Raw genomic sequence first — 13,113 nt, 5'->3', positions numbered from 1 at the left:
CCCGCCGAGATTTGTTCAATATTGAACTTAATGGGGGCGTTGGATTCACCCCTGAAATGGCGCAACATGCGCCCTGCGATTGGAGGCATTGATGACCGCATGCATCGTGGGCTGGGCGCATTCGCGCTTCGGCAAGCTTGAAGGCGAAACGCTGGAAAGCCTGATCACCAAGGTTGCGCGCGACGCGCTCGAGCATGCCGGCATAGGGCCGGACGACGTCGATGAGATCGTGCTCGGCCATTTCAATGCCGGCTTCTCCGCCCAGGATTTCACCGCAAGCCTCGTCCTGCAGGCCGACGACCGTCTGCGCTTCAAGCCGGCGACACGGGTCGAAAACGCCTGCGCCACGGGATCGGCAGCGGTGCGGCAAGGCATCCGCGCCGTAAACGGCGGGTCGCGGATCGTGCTCGTGGTCGGCGCCGAGCAGATGACGACGACGCCCGGGCCCGAAATCGGCAAGAACCTGCTCAAGGCATCCTATCTGCCCGAGGACGGGGACACCCCGGCAGGCTTCGCCGGCGTGTTCGGCAAGATCGCCCAGGCCTATTTCCAGCGCTATGGCGACCAGTCGGACGCATTGGCGATGATTGCTGCCAAGAACCACAAGAATGGCGTCGACAATCCCTATGCCCAGATGCGCAAGGATTTCGGCTTCGACTTCTGCCGCCAGGAGAGCGAGAAGAACCCGTTTGTCGCTGGACCGCTCAAGCGCACCGACTGCTCGCTGGTTTCGGATGGGGCTGCGGCACTCGTCCTGACCGACAGCACCACCGCATTGCGCATGCGCCGCGCCGTTGCCTTCCGTGCCAACGAGCATGTGCAGGACTTCCTGCCGATGTCGAAGCGCGACATCCTGCAGTTCGAAGGCTGCGAGGTGGCCTGGAACAAGGCGCTGAAGCAGGCCGGCGTTTCGCTCGACGACCTGTCCTTCGTCGAGACCCATGACTGCTTCACCATCGCCGAGCTGATCGAATATGAGGCCATGGGCCTTGCGCCGCGCGGCGAGGGTGCCCGTATCGCCATGGAAGGCATCACCGCCAAGGACGGGCGCCTGCCGGTCAATCCCTCCGGCGGCCTCAAGTCGAAAGGGCACCCCATCGGTGCGACCGGCGTGTCGATGCACGTTCTGACCGCCATGCAGCTCGCCGGCGAGGCCGGCGGCATCCAGGTCAAGGATGCCAAGCTCGGCGGCATCTTCAACATGGGTGGTGCCGCGGTCGCCAACTACGTGTCGATCCTGGATCGCATCAGATGAGGCATTCGGCCGTTGTCATCGGCGGTGCGTCGGGCATCGGCCTTGCGGTGGCCGAGCGCCTGGTTGCCGATGGCTGGCCGGTGGCAATGATCGATGGCGATGCGGCGGCCCTTGCCGCTGCAGCAGACGCCATCGACAATGACGATGTCGTCTTCATCGAGGCCGATCCGACCGACGAGGACAATGTCGCCGAAGCGTTCGACCAGGTGGTCGACAGCCTCGGCCTCGTCGGCGGACTGGTCGCGGTGGCCAGCTTCGACCGTTGTGCAAGTGCCGAGGATACCAGCGCTGAAATGTTGCGCGAAGCGCTCGACATCAATCTGGTCGGGCCGTTCATCGCGGCCCATGCCGCGCTCGAACGGATGGGGGCTTCCTTGTCCATCGTCAATGTCGGCTCGGTCGCCGGCCTGCGCGCGCATCGCGGCAGGCTCGCCATCGCCGCCTCGCAGGCCGGGCTGAAATTGATGTCGGAAGTGCTGGCGCTGGAGGTCGGCAATCGCGGCGTTCGGGTCAATGCCGTCGCTGCCGGGCCTACCGAGATCGAGGCGGATGGCAATGGCGGCGGGCTTGCGCCACGCCTGATGCCGCAGGGGCGTTATGCCGAGCCCGAGGAGATCGCCGCCGCTGTCGCCTTCCTGCTTTCCCCGGAAGCGAGTTATGTCAACGGTCATACTCTTGCGGTGGATGGCGGATTCCTCGCCGCCGCGCTATCGGGTGACAGGGCATGATGCTGCACGGCTTGTTGGCAAGCAGCATGCCCCTGCAAAAATCATCCGCAAGCGCATGAAGGCTCGTTGAAAATGGCAAATCCGGTTCTTGTCGAGGTGCTGCGCGGCGACCTCGTTGAAAGCGTGCATCGCGGCGCGGTCGCTGTCGTCGACGGCGATGGCAAGCAGGTCTGGGCCACAGGCGACACGCAGCAACAGGTGTTCCCACGCTCGGCGGTCAAGGCGATCCAGGCGCTGCCTTTCGTCGAAAGCGGCACGGCCGATGCGTATGGCTTCGGCGACCGTGAACTCGCGCTGGCCTGCTCCTCGCATTCAGGCGAGGTCGCTCATGCAGAGCTTGCCAACGCCATGCTCGCCAGGGCAGGCCTCGAGGCCGACGCGCTCGAATGTGGCGCGCATTGGCCTTCCAACCACGGCGCCACGATTGCGCTGGCGCGCAGTGGCGGATCGCCAAGCGCGCTGCACAACAATTGCTCGGGCAAGCATTCGGCCTTCGTCTGCACCTGCCGCCATCTCGGCATTGCGCATCAGGGCTATGTCAGGCCCGAGCATCGTTTTCAGGAAATGGTCCGGGAGACGATGGAAGCGGTGACAGGGGCCCGGCACGACGAGGCCAATCGCGGCATCGATGGCTGTTCGATCCCGACTTTTGCCGTACCGCTGCAAAACCTTGCTTTGGGGTTCGCGCGCATGGTCACCGGCAATGGCCTCGGCACCGAAAGGGCACAGGCGGCGCGCCGATTGATGTCGGCCTGCATGACTGAACCTTTTCTGGTGGCTGGAACCGACAGGGCCGATACGGAGTTGATGCAGACTGCACCCGGACGCATCTTCGTCAAGGTTGGCGCCGAAGGCGTGTTTTGCGCGGCCGTTCCCGAGCTTGGGCTCGGCATCGCGTTGAAATGCGACGATGGCGCGGGCAGGGCGGCCGAGGTCATGATCGCGGCGGTCCTTGCCAGGCTTTTGGCACGTGACGAAGCTCTGTCGGGTCGCATGATCAAGGCTGCCAATCCTGTGCTCAAAAACTGGAACGGCATCGAAGTTGCGTCGCTTCGGCCCACTGCTGCATTCGGCTGAGGGCGCAATGAGCGGGTCAGCCTGGCTGGCTTGTTATCCATGCAGCGAACACCTAGGTTCGGTTGATGAGCAGAGCTTTTACCCGCGAAGACGATAGCGAAAACGTAATCGCCGACATTGGCGAGCGGCCGGTCAGCGCGTCGCGAAACCTGGTCACCGAGCAGGGTTTCGCCCATATCGAAACCCTGCTCGCCAGCCTGCGCGAAGATCTGGCAAAGGCCGAGGCCGATGCCGACCGCGAGCGCATTGCGACGGTGTCGCGCGACCTGCGCTATTGGCAGTCGCGCCGCGAGACAGCAGAGGTTTCCGTTCCCGAACCTGACAGCACGGTCGTTCGCTTCGGCATGAAGGTTGTCATCGAGGATGACAAGGGCAAGCGCAACGTCTGGCAGATCGTCGGCGAAGACGAGGCTGACGCCGCCAAGGGTCGCATCTCGCATGCCTCGCCGATGGCGGTTGCATTGTTCGGCAAGTCCGTTGGCGACCTCGCCTCGGTCAACGGCCATGAATGGGAAATCGTCGAACTGGGCAGCTAGGTTTCGACCGGAACAGTGTGGTCGCGGAAGAAGGCAGCCGCACCGGCTTCATCGATTTCGCCAGCCGCGACACCCATCACGAACAGATAGAGCGCGCCATCGTCGGTGGTGAGGTCGTAGCCGTTCACTGCCAGAAACGTACCTGCCGCCACGATCGCCGTCCGCTTGTTGCCATCGACGAAGGGATGGTTGCGTGCGAGTCCGAACAGGTAAGCGGCGGCCAGGTCCGTGATCGTAGGATCGCCATAGGCAGCCTTGTTTTCAGCACGGCCAACCGCCGACTCCAACGCATTTTCATCGCGAAGCCCTTGCGCGCCGCCATGCCGCCGGAGCTGTTCTGCATGCATCGCCTCGACGACGCGCCGGTTCAGAAATTGCGGGCTCATTCGGCGAGTTTCTGAAGCGCCACCTTGTATCTGTCCATGAACTTGCCGGCCGCTTCCATCTGCCGCTCGAATACGTCGTCTGTGGGTTTGAGGGCGAGGCCATCCTTGGATTCGACAATCTCAAGCGTGTCTCCGGCCTTGAGATTGTGCCGTTCAAGCAATTCCTTGGGCAGGATGATGCCTTCCGAGTTTCCGATCTTGCGCACCGTCACGTTCATGGCAATGTCTCCATGTTATAACTTGCGTATAACATGCTGATACGCGGGAACCAAGCCATTGTGGCTCGCGAGGACGGCCACTATACCTTGCAGGTGGCCGCAGCTGCGGTCGGAAAATAGCATTGCCGGAGACAACGCCCATGGCGCAGGACGACAGCATTTTCATTGGTGCCAGCCGCAAGCCGGACGATAGCTATCAACGACCCGAAGAGTTGCTGTTGAAATACGGCAATCGCCACGGCCTGGTTACCGGCGCGACCGGCACCGGCAAGACAGTGACGCTGCAAATCCTTGCCGAAGGCTTCTCGAATGCCGGCGTTCCGGTGTTCTGCGCCGACATCAAGGGCGACCTGTCGGGCATCTCGATGATCGGCGAGGCCAAGGATTTTCTCACTGCACGCGCTGAGGCGATCAAGCTCGACCCATATGAGTTCCAGGAATTCCCAGTCATCTTCTGGGACCTGTTCGGCGAACAGGGGCACCCCATCCGCGCTACCATTTCCGAAATGGGCCCGCTGCTGCTGTCGCGGCTGATGAACCTGACGGAGGCGCAGGAAGGCGTGCTCAACATCGCTTTCCGCATTGCCGACGAGGAAGGCCTGCTGCTGCTCGACATGAAGGACCTGCAGTCGCTGCTGGCCAACATCGCCGATCGCGCCGACGAAATCGGTACCCGCTACGGCAATATCACCAAGCCTTCGGTCGGCGCGATCCAGCGTTCGCTGCTGGTGCTCGAGCAGCAGGGCGGCAACCACTTCTTCGGTGAGCCGGCGCTGAAGATCGCCGACATCATGCGTACGACGCGTGATGGCCGCGGCGCGATTAACGTGCTTGCCGCCGACAAGCTGATGATGAACCCGCGGCTCTACGCGACCTTCCTGCTCTGGCTGCTGTCGGAACTGTTCGAGGTGCTGCCCGAGGTCGGCGATCCAGACAAGCCGAAGCTGGTGTTCTTCTTCGACGAAGCGCACCTGTTGTTCGACGAGGCGCCGAAGATCGTCGTCGACCGCGTCGAGCAGGTCGTTCGCCTGATCCGTTCGAAGGGCGTCGGTGTCTATTTCGTCACCCAGAACCCGCTCGACGTCCCCGAAGCCGTGCTGGCCCAGCTCGGCAACCGTGTCCAGCATGCGCTGCGCGCCTACACGCCGCGCGAGCAGAAGGCGGTGAAGACGGCTGCCGATACCTTCCGTCCGAACCCTGACTTCAATTGCGCCACCGCGATCACCCAGCTCGGCACCGGCGAGGCACTGGTGTCGACGCTCGAGGCCAAGGGTGTGCCATCGATGGTTCAGCGGACGTTGATCCGGCCGCCGGCATCGCGGCTCGGGCCGATCACGCCGCAGGAGCGACAGAAGCTGATCAATGAGAGCCCGGTCGCCGGTCAGTACGACGAGACTGTCGACCGCGAATCGGCTTTTGAAATGCTGCAGAAGAAGGCGCTCGAGGCGCAAAAGGCCCAGGAGGAAGCGCAGCAGGCGAATACCGGCGGTGGCAGCGGCTGGACCATTCCGGGCTTCGGCAACGACGCACCCGCGCCCAGTGGCCGCAACACCGGCAATGCACCGCGGCCGCGGACCTCGAACCGCCAGACGGTGACGGAAGCGGCGCTGAAGTCGGTGGTGCGCTCTGTCGGCTCGTCGGTTGGCCGGGCGCTGGTGCGCGGCATTCTCGGCAGCCTCAAGAAGGGCTTCTAAGCCAGCCAGTCTCCCAACGGACCAAAGCAAAACGGCGCGTCGGGGACGCGCCGTTTTCGTTGGTGAGCCAGCCTGAGGTCAGGCCATGCCGAGGCCGTTGGTGACCAGGATCGGCGTCTTGGAAGGCACGCGATCGTAGAGATCCATGATGTCCTGGTTCATCAGGCGAACGCAGCCCGACGACACCGACTTGCCGATCGTCCACCACTCAGGCGAACCATGGACGCGGTAGAGCGTGTCCTCGTTGTTCTGGAAGATGTAGAGCGCCCGGGCGCCGAGCGGATTGTTCAGGCCAGGCGCCATGCCGCCGTTGCGGACGCTGTACTTCTCGAGCTTCGGGTCGCGGCCGATCATGTCGTCCGGCGGCGTCCACTTCGGCCACTTGCGCTTCCACTGGATGACGGCACGTCCCGACCAGGCAAAACCGGCTCGGCCCAGGCCGACGCCATAGCGGATCGCTTCGCCATTCTCGCGGACCAGATAGAGGAAGTGCGTCGAGGTGTCGACGACGAGCGTGCCGGGACGTTCGCCGGTCGGATCGGCGACGACCTGGCGAAGGAATTGTGGCTTCACCTTCTTGATCGGAATGCCGGGAACCTCGTAGCCTTCGTCGCTGACAGGGCCATACATGTTGACGTAGTCGCCAAAGGCCGGGTCGATTGTTGGCGTCGGGGGGACGATTTGCGGCGCTTCTACGAACTGGCCGCCTCCGCTGACGGTCGAGCAGGCCGAAAGCGCTGCCGTGGCCGCACCTGCGGCCGCCAGGTTGAGAAAGCCGCGCCTCGAGAGGGGGCGGGATGAATCATGTGATATGGGCATGGCTGCGATCTAGGAGTCCAGTTCGAAAGAAATGGTGAATTCAAGGGAAACGGTCGGCGTCCCCTAACGCTCACGGAGATAGGCGGTTCAAAATCCGACCTTAGGGTGGACAAAGCATGGCAACGATGTGACGCGCCAATCACTGTTGCGTTATGGCAACATGCCTGACCTATGGTTAGCTAACCAATTGTAACTAAACCTTCCAGCGACGGCAGGATCAGGGATGGCGGGAAGTCCCGGTACTCGTCCGGCTGGTCGGCGCGGTTGATCCAGACGGTGCGGCAGCCGAACTTGGCGGCCCCCGCTATGTCCCACCGATTGGACGATTGGAACGATATCGCTTCGGGATAGAGACGCCAGCTGCTGGCCACCAGGTCATACACCGACTGGTCCGTCTTGAAGCGGCGGACGCTGTCTACGGAGAACACCTCGTCCAGGATGAGGTCGAGGCCGGCCGAACGCACGGCAGCTTCCAGCATCGCTGGCGAACCATTGGACAGGATGGCCAGCCGCGCGCCATTGTCTTTCAGGTTGCGCAGGACGGCAGGAACCTCCGGATAGCAGTCGAGCTTCCAATAGGCGTCGAGCAACCTGCTGCGAAGTGCCGGATCGACGGAGGGCACCTTGCGGAAGGCGAAGTCGAGCGCCTGTTCGGTGAGCTGCCAGAAGTCGAGATAGGCGCCCATCAGGGTGCGGACCCAGGAATATTCGAGCTGCTTGGCCCGCCAGATCTCCGAAAGCAGCTGGCCATCCGGGCCGATGTCGGCGGCGTGGCGGCGAACGGCCGCATGCACGTCGAACAGTGTGCCATAGGCGTCGAATATGTAGGCGGCGTGGCGCATGCCTGTGGTTTTCCAACGGCTTGGCGGCGAGCGCAAGCACAACTATCCGCTGGCTCCAACATTTAGGCCTGCTGCCGGTTGACGAGGCCTGCCAAAGCCTTTTCGATGCCCGCCACCAACAAGATGCGACGGGAAAAGACCATGACGCTCGCTGCGGCTGCACAATCCACGACCTGGACCTATGTCGATGGCGATTGGCATGAGGGCAATGTCGCCCTCATCGGTCCGCGCAGCCACGCCATGTGGCTTGGGTCCAGCGTGTTCGACGGTGGCCGCTGGTTCGAGGGCGTGGCGCCCGATCTTGAAGCCCATTCGCGGCGGGTCAACTCCTCGGCGATTGCGCTCGGCCTGAAGCCGTCGATGAGCCCCGAGCAGATCGTCGGGCTTACCTGGGACGGGCTCAAGAAGTTCGACGGCAAGACGGCGGTCTATATCAGGCCGATGTACTGGGCCGAGCATGGCGGCTATATGGGCGTTCCGGCCGACCCGGCCTCGACACGGTTCTGCCTCTGCCTCTACGAATCACCGATGCTGCCACCGACCGGATTTTCGATCGGCCTGTCACCGTTCCGCCGGCCGAGCATGGAAACAATGCCGACCAACGCCAAGGCCGGCTGTCTCTACCCCAACAACGGCCGCGCGATCCTCGACGCCAAGATGCGTGGTTTCGACAATGCGCTGGTGCTCGACATGCTGGGCAATGTCGCCGAGACCGGATCGTCCAACATCTTCCTGGTCAAGAACGGCCAGGTTCTCACGCCGGCGCCAAATGGAACTTTCCTTTCCGGAATTACCCGTAGCCGGACAATGTCGTTGCTTGCCGAGCACGGCTACACCGTCGTCGAGAAGACGCTTTCGGTGCGCGAATTCCTCGAAGCCGACGAGATTTTCTCGACAGGAAACCACTCCAAGGTCGTTCCGGTGACGCGCATCGAAGATCGAAATCTCCAACCGGGACCGGTAGCAAAAAAGTCTCGCGAGCTATATTGGGAGTGGGCTCACTCTACCGGCAAGGCCTGAGTGCAGCGAAGAAAAAACAGTGCCTCTCATCTGTTTCCAAGATGATGACGACCTATCTGTAGACGGCATAGTCATGCCGCGAAATTGCCAGCAAGGGAGTATGATCCATGGCTTTTGAATTGCCCGAATTGCCCTACGACTACGAGGCGCTGCAGCCCTTCATGTCGAAGGAGACGCTCGAGTACCATCACGACAAGCATCACAAGGCCTATGTCGACAACGGCAACAAGCTGGCTGCCGAAGCGGGCATGGACAAGCTGTCGCTGGAAGAGGTGGTGAAGCAGTCGTTCGGCAAGAATGCCGGCCTGTTCAACAACGCAGCCCAGCACTACAACCACGTCCACTTCTGGAAGTGGATGAAGAAAGGCGGCGGCGGCAACAAGCTGCCAGGCGCACTGCAGAAGGCCGTCGATGCCGACCTCGGTGGCTACGACAAGTTCAAGGCTGACTTCATCGCTGCCGGCACCACGCAGTTCGGTTCGGGCTGGGCCTGGCTGTCGGTCAAGGATGGCAAGCTCGCCATCTCCAAGACCCCGAACGGCGAGAACCCGCTGGTTCACGGCGCGACCCCGATCCTCGGCGTCGACGTCTGGGAGCACTCCTACTACATCGACTATCGCAATGCCCGTCCGAAGTACCTCGAGGCATTTGTCGACAGCCTGATCAACTGGGACTACGTGCTCGAGCTCTACGAAAAGGCCTGAGCTCAAGCCCGGTTCATAGATGCGATACGAAAAACCCCGGCAGGTCCGGGGTTTTTTGCATTTGGGTGGCAATGTTTGAAAAACACTAACAGTCACGCAAGCGTGATGAGAATTCCCGGACGAATTCCGCCAGTTTCGCCGTTGGCCCTAGGCAGCAGTTGCAACCGAGAGAGGACCTTATGAAAAAGATTGTGTTTGCCGTCGCAGCGCTCGCGCTCGCTACCACCGCAGCATTCGCCGATGTGATTGCTGATCGTCAGGCGGTGATGAAGGAGAATGCGAAGCAAGTCGGCACACTTGCGAAGATGGTGAAGGGCGAAGCGCCGTTCGATGCGGCAGCTGTCGTCGCGGCCCTGACCGCGCTCAACGACAGCGTCCAGAAGATCGATGTGGCGGCGTCGTTCCCTGCGGGGAGCGACCAGGGCGACACGACCGCTTCGCCCAAGATCTGGGAGGACCTGGCTGGATTCCAGGCTCAAGTCGACAAGTTCAAGGCCGTGACCGCTGCTGCAGTCGCAAGCCCGGCTGCCGATGTCGATGCATTGAAGGCGCAGGTCGGCACGATTGGCCAGACCTGCGGCACCTGCCATGAGGCCTTCCGTGTGAAGAAGGGCTGACCCCCTCGGGATGGCTGTCTTCAGGAAACTCGCAGTCGCGGCTCTGGCGCTTGGTGGCGCCGGGGCCGCAATCTTCTGGTGGCTGACGGTGCCGGACAAGCTGGCGCCTGACACACTGGCGGCCTTGGGAAACGGTGACGCCAGCCGTGGCCAGCGGATATTTGACGCTGGCGGTTGTGCCTCATGCCACGCAAGGCCGAAATCCGACGGCGACGCGCGGCTGCAGCTTGCAGGCGGCGTCGAGCTCAAGACCCAGTTCGGCACCTTTGTTGCGCCGAACATTTCTTCCGACCCCACTGATGGCATCGGTGCATGGTCGCTCGAAGACTTCGCCAATGCGATGCTGAAGGGGCTCTCGCGCGACGGGCAGCACCTGTACCCGGCCTTTCCCTATGCGTCCTATGCCCGCATGAAGCCGTCTGATGTCGCCGATCTCTACGCCTTCATGAAGACGCTTCCGGCCGTGGAGGGCAGGGCGCCCGACCATGACCTTGGCTTCCCCTTCAACATTCGGCGCGGGCTGGGTCTTTGGAAGCAGCTCTATCTCAGCAATGAACCCGTGGTCGCCTTTGCCGAGGGCACGCCCGAGAAGGTGTTGCACGGGCGGGACCTTGTCGAAGGTGCCGGCCATTGCGGCGAATGCCACACACCGCGCAGCCTTGCCGGCGGCACCGAGAAGGGCCAGTGGCTGGCCGGCGCCAGGGCCGCGGAAGGCGATGGCGTCGTGCCCAACATCACGCCCGAAGGCAAAGACATCAGCGGCTGGTCCGAAGGAGATATCGCCGGCTATCTCGAAACCGGTTTCACGCCGGAGTTCGATTCGGTGGGCGGCACCATGGTCGAGGTTCAGAAGAACATGGCGAGGCTGACTGCCGCGGACCGGGAGGCGATCGCCGCTTACCTCAAGGCGATCCCGCCACATCCCAACGGTTATCCGGCGCAACAGCCAAAGCCGGCGGGCTGAGCACACCGGCGGCCATGGGCCGCCGGCCGCTCCCGGTGCTAGGCGCGCCCGGCCACTTTCAACGCGAAAGCATAGTTGAAGGCGACTTCCTCGAGCCGCGAGAAGCGGCCGGAGGCGCCGGCATGGCCCGAATCCATGTTGATCTTGAACAGCACCGGGCTGTTGCCCGACTTGCGCTCGCGCAACCGGGCCGCCCATTTGGCCGGCTCCCAATAGGTGACGCGTGGATCGGTCAGGCCGGCCACCGCCAGGATCGGCGGATAGTCGACATCAGCCACATTGTCATAGGGAGAGTAGGCGGCGATGGTCTTGTAGTCCGCTTCCGAGGCGATCGGATTGCCCCATTCGGGCCATTCCGGCGGCGTCAGCGGCAAGGTGTCGTCGAGCATGGTGGTCAGCACGTCGACGAAGGGCACCTCGGCGATGATGCCGGCAAAGGCCTCGGGCGCCATGTTGGCGACCGCTCCCATCAGCATGCCGCCGGCCGAGCCGCCTTGCGCGACGATGCGGTCATGTGAGGTGTAGCGCTCGGCGACGAGGTGGTGGGCGCAGGCGATAAAGTCGGTGAAGGTGTTGACCTTGGTCGCGCGCTTGCCGTCGTCATACCAGGCATAGCCCTTGTCCTTGCCGCCGCGGATATGGGCGATGGCGTAGACGAAGCCGCGGTCGACCAGCGACAGGCAGTTGGTGTTGAACGAGGCCGGAATGGTCATGCCATAGGAGCCGTAGCCATAGAGCAGGCAGGGTGCCGTTCCGTCGAGCGGGGTGTCGCGGTGATAAATCAGCGAGATCGGCACCAGTTCGCCGTCAGGTGCCGGAGCCATCAGGCGGCGCGTGACATAGTCCTCGATATTGTGGCCTGATGGCACTTCCTGCGTCTTGAGCAGGGTCCGTTCGCGCGTCCGCATGTTGTAATCGAACAGCTGCGACGGGGTGGTCATCGACGAATAGGAAAAGCGCATGGTGTCGGTGTCGTATTCGTAGGAACCCGACAGCCCGAGCGAGAACGCTTCTTCGGGGAAGGAGATGAGGTGCTCGGCACCGGTCGCGCGCTCATGGACGACGATGCGGGGCAAGCCTTCCTTGCGCTCGAGGCGGACCATGAAGTCCTTGAAGCCGATCACCGAGAGGATCAGGCGGCCGGGTTCGTGGGCGACCAGTTCCTTCCAGTTGGCGCGTACCGGATCGCTGACGGGGGCCGTCATGATCTTGAAGTCCTTGGCGCCATCGGCGTTGGTCAGCACGAAGAAGATGTCGCCGCCTTCTTCAAGGTCGTATTGCAGGCCAATCTCGCGCGCTGCCACGAGTTTTGGCGCGGCGAGCGGATCGGTTGCCGGGAACAGGCGGTATTCCGACGTCTCATGATCGCTGATCGAGATCATGATCCATTCGTTGGAGCGCGTGCCTCCGACATTCATGAAGAAGCCGGGGTAGGTTTCCTCATAGACCAGCCGGTCCGCTACGGCGTCTGTGCCGAGCCCATGGTAGAACACCTTTGACGGCCGGTGGTTTGGGTCGAGGCGGGTGTAGAAGAAGCCGGTATTGGCTGCGTCCCATGTGCCCGAACCGCCGGTGTCGCCGACGACGTCGCCGAGTTCCTCGCCGCTGGCGATGTCGCGAACGCGCAGCGTGTAGAACTCCGATCCCTTGTCGTCGAAGCCCCAGATCAGGCGCTTGTGATCCGACGAGTGGTCGATGCCGCCGAGGCGGAAATAGGCGTGGCCGTCGGCCTCCTTGTCGCCGTCGAGAATGATCTCCTCTGCACCACCTTCACTGGGGATGCGGAAGTAGCGCGGCTGCTCGCCGCCCTTCTTGAATGACGAGCCATAGGCGAAGGGGCCGTCTTTCATCGGCACCGAGGAATCGTCTTCCTTGATGCGGCCTTTCATTTCCGCAAACAGCGCCTTCCTGAGCGCGGCGGTGTCGGTCATCAACTCGGCCTGATAGGCGTTTTCGGCTTCGAGATGACTGCGGATATCAGGATCGAGCACGCTTGGATCGCGGAATACCTCCTGCCAATTGTCGGCGCGCAGCCAGGCGTATTCGTCGACGCGCGTAATGCCGTGACGCGTGTCGGAGACGGGGCGGCGCTCTGTCGAAGGCGCGGCAATGTCGGCGAAAATGGCAGGTCGGGTCATCAGGTCTCGCATGGGATGAATCTTGAATGGCGAATGAACACGCCGATCAGGGCGGGTTCAAGGGCTGAGTTGCATTGTTTCGTCCAACCTTCCAATTGACCGGACCGACCGGAGG

Annotated in this window: 14 protein-coding genes; 9 read left to right on the top strand and 5 right to left on the bottom strand. The window is 62.6% G+C overall.

Features of this window, described 5'->3' with window-relative positions; genetic code table 11:
* The first annotated feature begins 91 nt into the window (after nt 1–91).
* The 4 genes from DY201_RS21730 to DY201_RS21715 all read left to right on the top strand — a co-directional run bounded on the left by DY201_RS21730 (nt 92) and on the right by DY201_RS21715 (nt 3,596).
* A complete protein-coding gene (locus tag DY201_RS21730) occupies nt 92–1,255 on the top strand; it encodes an acetyl-CoA acetyltransferase (protein WP_115733017.1) in 1,164 nt (387 codons plus the stop codon).
* Entirely contained in the window at nt 1,252–1,983 is a 732-nt protein-coding gene (locus DY201_RS21725) for an SDR family NAD(P)-dependent oxidoreductase (RefSeq protein WP_115733016.1), read from the top strand. Before DY201_RS21730 ends, DY201_RS21725 begins: the two co-directional genes overlap by 4 nt.
* Before the next feature lie 72 nt (nt 1,984–2,055).
* Nucleotides 2,056–3,060 carry an asparaginase gene (locus DY201_RS21720; protein ID WP_115733015.1) on the top strand — a complete coding sequence of 335 codons (1,005 nt, stop codon included), beginning with the start codon at nt 2,056–2,058 and terminating at the stop codon, nt 3,058–3,060.
* A gap of 65 nt (nt 3,061–3,125) precedes the next feature.
* Complete coding sequence (locus DY201_RS21715; RefSeq protein ID WP_115733014.1) at nt 3,126–3,596, top strand: GreA/GreB family elongation factor; 471 nt, start codon at nt 3,126–3,128, stop codon at nt 3,594–3,596.
* On the opposite strand, the gene DY201_RS21710 is transcribed toward DY201_RS21715, so the two are convergent.
* Nucleotides 3,593–3,982 (bottom strand): type II toxin-antitoxin system death-on-curing family toxin, encoded by a 390-nt coding sequence (locus tag DY201_RS21710; protein WP_115733013.1) that lies wholly within the window; start codon nt 3,980–3,982, stop codon nt 3,593–3,595. The two genes, DY201_RS21715 and DY201_RS21710, sit on opposite strands and share 4 nt — an antisense overlap.
* The gene (locus tag DY201_RS21705) at nt 3,979–4,200 is read right to left on the bottom strand and encodes an AbrB/MazE/SpoVT family DNA-binding domain-containing protein (protein ID WP_115733012.1); all 222 of its coding nucleotides are present in this window, start codon (nt 4,198–4,200) and stop codon (nt 3,979–3,981) included. Before DY201_RS21705 ends, DY201_RS21710 begins: the two co-directional genes overlap by 4 nt.
* Nucleotides 4,201–4,340: 140 nt before the next feature.
* Here DY201_RS21705 and DY201_RS21700 point away from each other — a divergent pair, with 140 nt between their 5' ends.
* The gene (locus tag DY201_RS21700) at nt 4,341–5,894 is read left to right on the top strand and encodes a helicase HerA-like C-terminal domain-containing protein (RefSeq protein ID WP_115733011.1); all 1,554 of its coding nucleotides are present in this window, start codon (nt 4,341–4,343) and stop codon (nt 5,892–5,894) included.
* A gap of 78 nt (nt 5,895–5,972) precedes the next feature.
* Here DY201_RS21700 and DY201_RS21695 read toward each other — a convergent pair whose 3' ends face one another.
* The gene (locus DY201_RS21695) at nt 5,973–6,713 is read right to left on the bottom strand and encodes a L,D-transpeptidase (protein ID WP_115733010.1); all 741 of its coding nucleotides are present in this window, start codon (nt 6,711–6,713) and stop codon (nt 5,973–5,975) included.
* A 179-nt stretch (nt 6,714–6,892) separates the two neighbouring features.
* Complete coding sequence (locus DY201_RS21690) at nt 6,893–7,555, bottom strand: haloacid dehalogenase type II (RefSeq protein WP_115733009.1); 663 nt, start codon at nt 7,553–7,555, stop codon at nt 6,893–6,895.
* Nucleotides 7,556–7,696: 141 nt separating this feature from the next.
* On the opposite strand from DY201_RS21690, the gene DY201_RS21685 reads away from it, so the two are divergent.
* From DY201_RS21685 to DY201_RS21670, 4 genes are all read left to right on the top strand, one after another.
* Entirely contained in the window at nt 7,697–8,575 is an 879-nt protein-coding gene (locus tag DY201_RS21685; RefSeq protein WP_115733919.1) for a branched-chain amino acid aminotransferase, read from the top strand.
* A 107-nt stretch (nt 8,576–8,682) separates the two neighbouring features.
* Entirely contained in the window at nt 8,683–9,279 is a 597-nt protein-coding gene (locus DY201_RS21680; RefSeq protein WP_067964376.1) for a superoxide dismutase, read from the top strand.
* Between the two features lie 179 nt (nt 9,280–9,458).
* Nucleotides 9,459–9,896, top strand: coding sequence for a c-type cytochrome (locus DY201_RS21675; protein WP_115733008.1), 438 nt, complete (start codon nt 9,459–9,461; stop codon nt 9,894–9,896).
* 10 nt (nt 9,897–9,906) lie between these two features.
* On the top strand, nt 9,907–10,860 hold the full coding sequence (locus DY201_RS21670; protein WP_115733007.1) for a cytochrome c: 954 nt from the start codon (nt 9,907–9,909) through the stop codon (nt 10,858–10,860).
* A 38-nt stretch (nt 10,861–10,898) separates the two neighbouring features.
* Here the strand turns inward: DY201_RS21670 and DY201_RS21665 are convergent, their stop codons facing one another.
* Nucleotides 10,899–12,998 carry a S9 family peptidase gene (locus tag DY201_RS21665; protein ID WP_115733006.1) on the bottom strand — a complete coding sequence of 700 codons (2,100 nt, stop codon included), beginning with the start codon at nt 12,996–12,998 and terminating at the stop codon, nt 10,899–10,901.
* Between the last annotated feature and the right edge of the window lie 115 nt (nt 12,999–13,113).

This window comes from Aminobacter aminovorans, assembly GCF_900445235.1.
GTDB lineage: Bacteria > Pseudomonadota > Alphaproteobacteria > Rhizobiales > Rhizobiaceae > Aminobacter > Aminobacter aminovorans.
This window is presented reverse-complemented; position numbering and strand designations above follow the sequence as displayed.

What these genes read in the sequence shown, in the direction of transcription:
- DY201_RS21720 (WP_115733015.1), top strand. Translation starts at nt 2,056, where the DNA reads ATGGCAAATCCGGTTCTTGTCGAGGTGCTGCGCGGCGACCTCGTTGAA.
- DY201_RS21675 (WP_115733008.1), top strand. Translation starts at nt 9,459, where the DNA reads ATGAAAAAGATTGTGTTTGCCGTCGCAGCGCTCGCGCTCGCTACCACC.
- DY201_RS21665 (WP_115733006.1), bottom strand. Translation starts at nt 12,998, where the DNA reads ATGACCCGACCTGCCATTTTCGCCGACATTGCCGCGCCTTCGACAGAG.
- DY201_RS21690 (WP_115733009.1), bottom strand. Translation starts at nt 7,555, where the DNA reads ATGCGCCACGCCGCCTACATATTCGACGCCTATGGCACACTGTTCGAC.
- DY201_RS21670 (WP_115733007.1), top strand. Translation starts at nt 9,907, where the DNA reads ATGGCTGTCTTCAGGAAACTCGCAGTCGCGGCTCTGGCGCTTGGTGGC.
- DY201_RS21695 (WP_115733010.1), bottom strand. Translation starts at nt 6,713, where the DNA reads ATGCCCATATCACATGATTCATCCCGCCCCCTCTCGAGGCGCGGCTTT.
- DY201_RS21715 (WP_115733014.1), top strand. Translation starts at nt 3,126, where the DNA reads ATGAGCAGAGCTTTTACCCGCGAAGACGATAGCGAAAACGTAATCGCC.
- DY201_RS21685 (WP_115733919.1), top strand. Translation starts at nt 7,697, where the DNA reads ATGACGCTCGCTGCGGCTGCACAATCCACGACCTGGACCTATGTCGAT.
- DY201_RS21700 (WP_115733011.1), top strand. Translation starts at nt 4,341, where the DNA reads ATGGCGCAGGACGACAGCATTTTCATTGGTGCCAGCCGCAAGCCGGAC.
- DY201_RS21710 (WP_115733013.1), bottom strand. Translation starts at nt 3,982, where the DNA reads ATGAGCCCGCAATTTCTGAACCGGCGCGTCGTCGAGGCGATGCATGCA.
- DY201_RS21680 (WP_067964376.1), top strand. Translation starts at nt 8,683, where the DNA reads ATGGCTTTTGAATTGCCCGAATTGCCCTACGACTACGAGGCGCTGCAG.
- DY201_RS21730 (WP_115733017.1), top strand. Translation starts at nt 92, where the DNA reads ATGACCGCATGCATCGTGGGCTGGGCGCATTCGCGCTTCGGCAAGCTT.
- DY201_RS21725 (WP_115733016.1), top strand. Translation starts at nt 1,252, where the DNA reads ATGAGGCATTCGGCCGTTGTCATCGGCGGTGCGTCGGGCATCGGCCTT.
- DY201_RS21705 (WP_115733012.1), bottom strand. Translation starts at nt 4,200, where the DNA reads ATGAACGTGACGGTGCGCAAGATCGGAAACTCGGAAGGCATCATCCTG.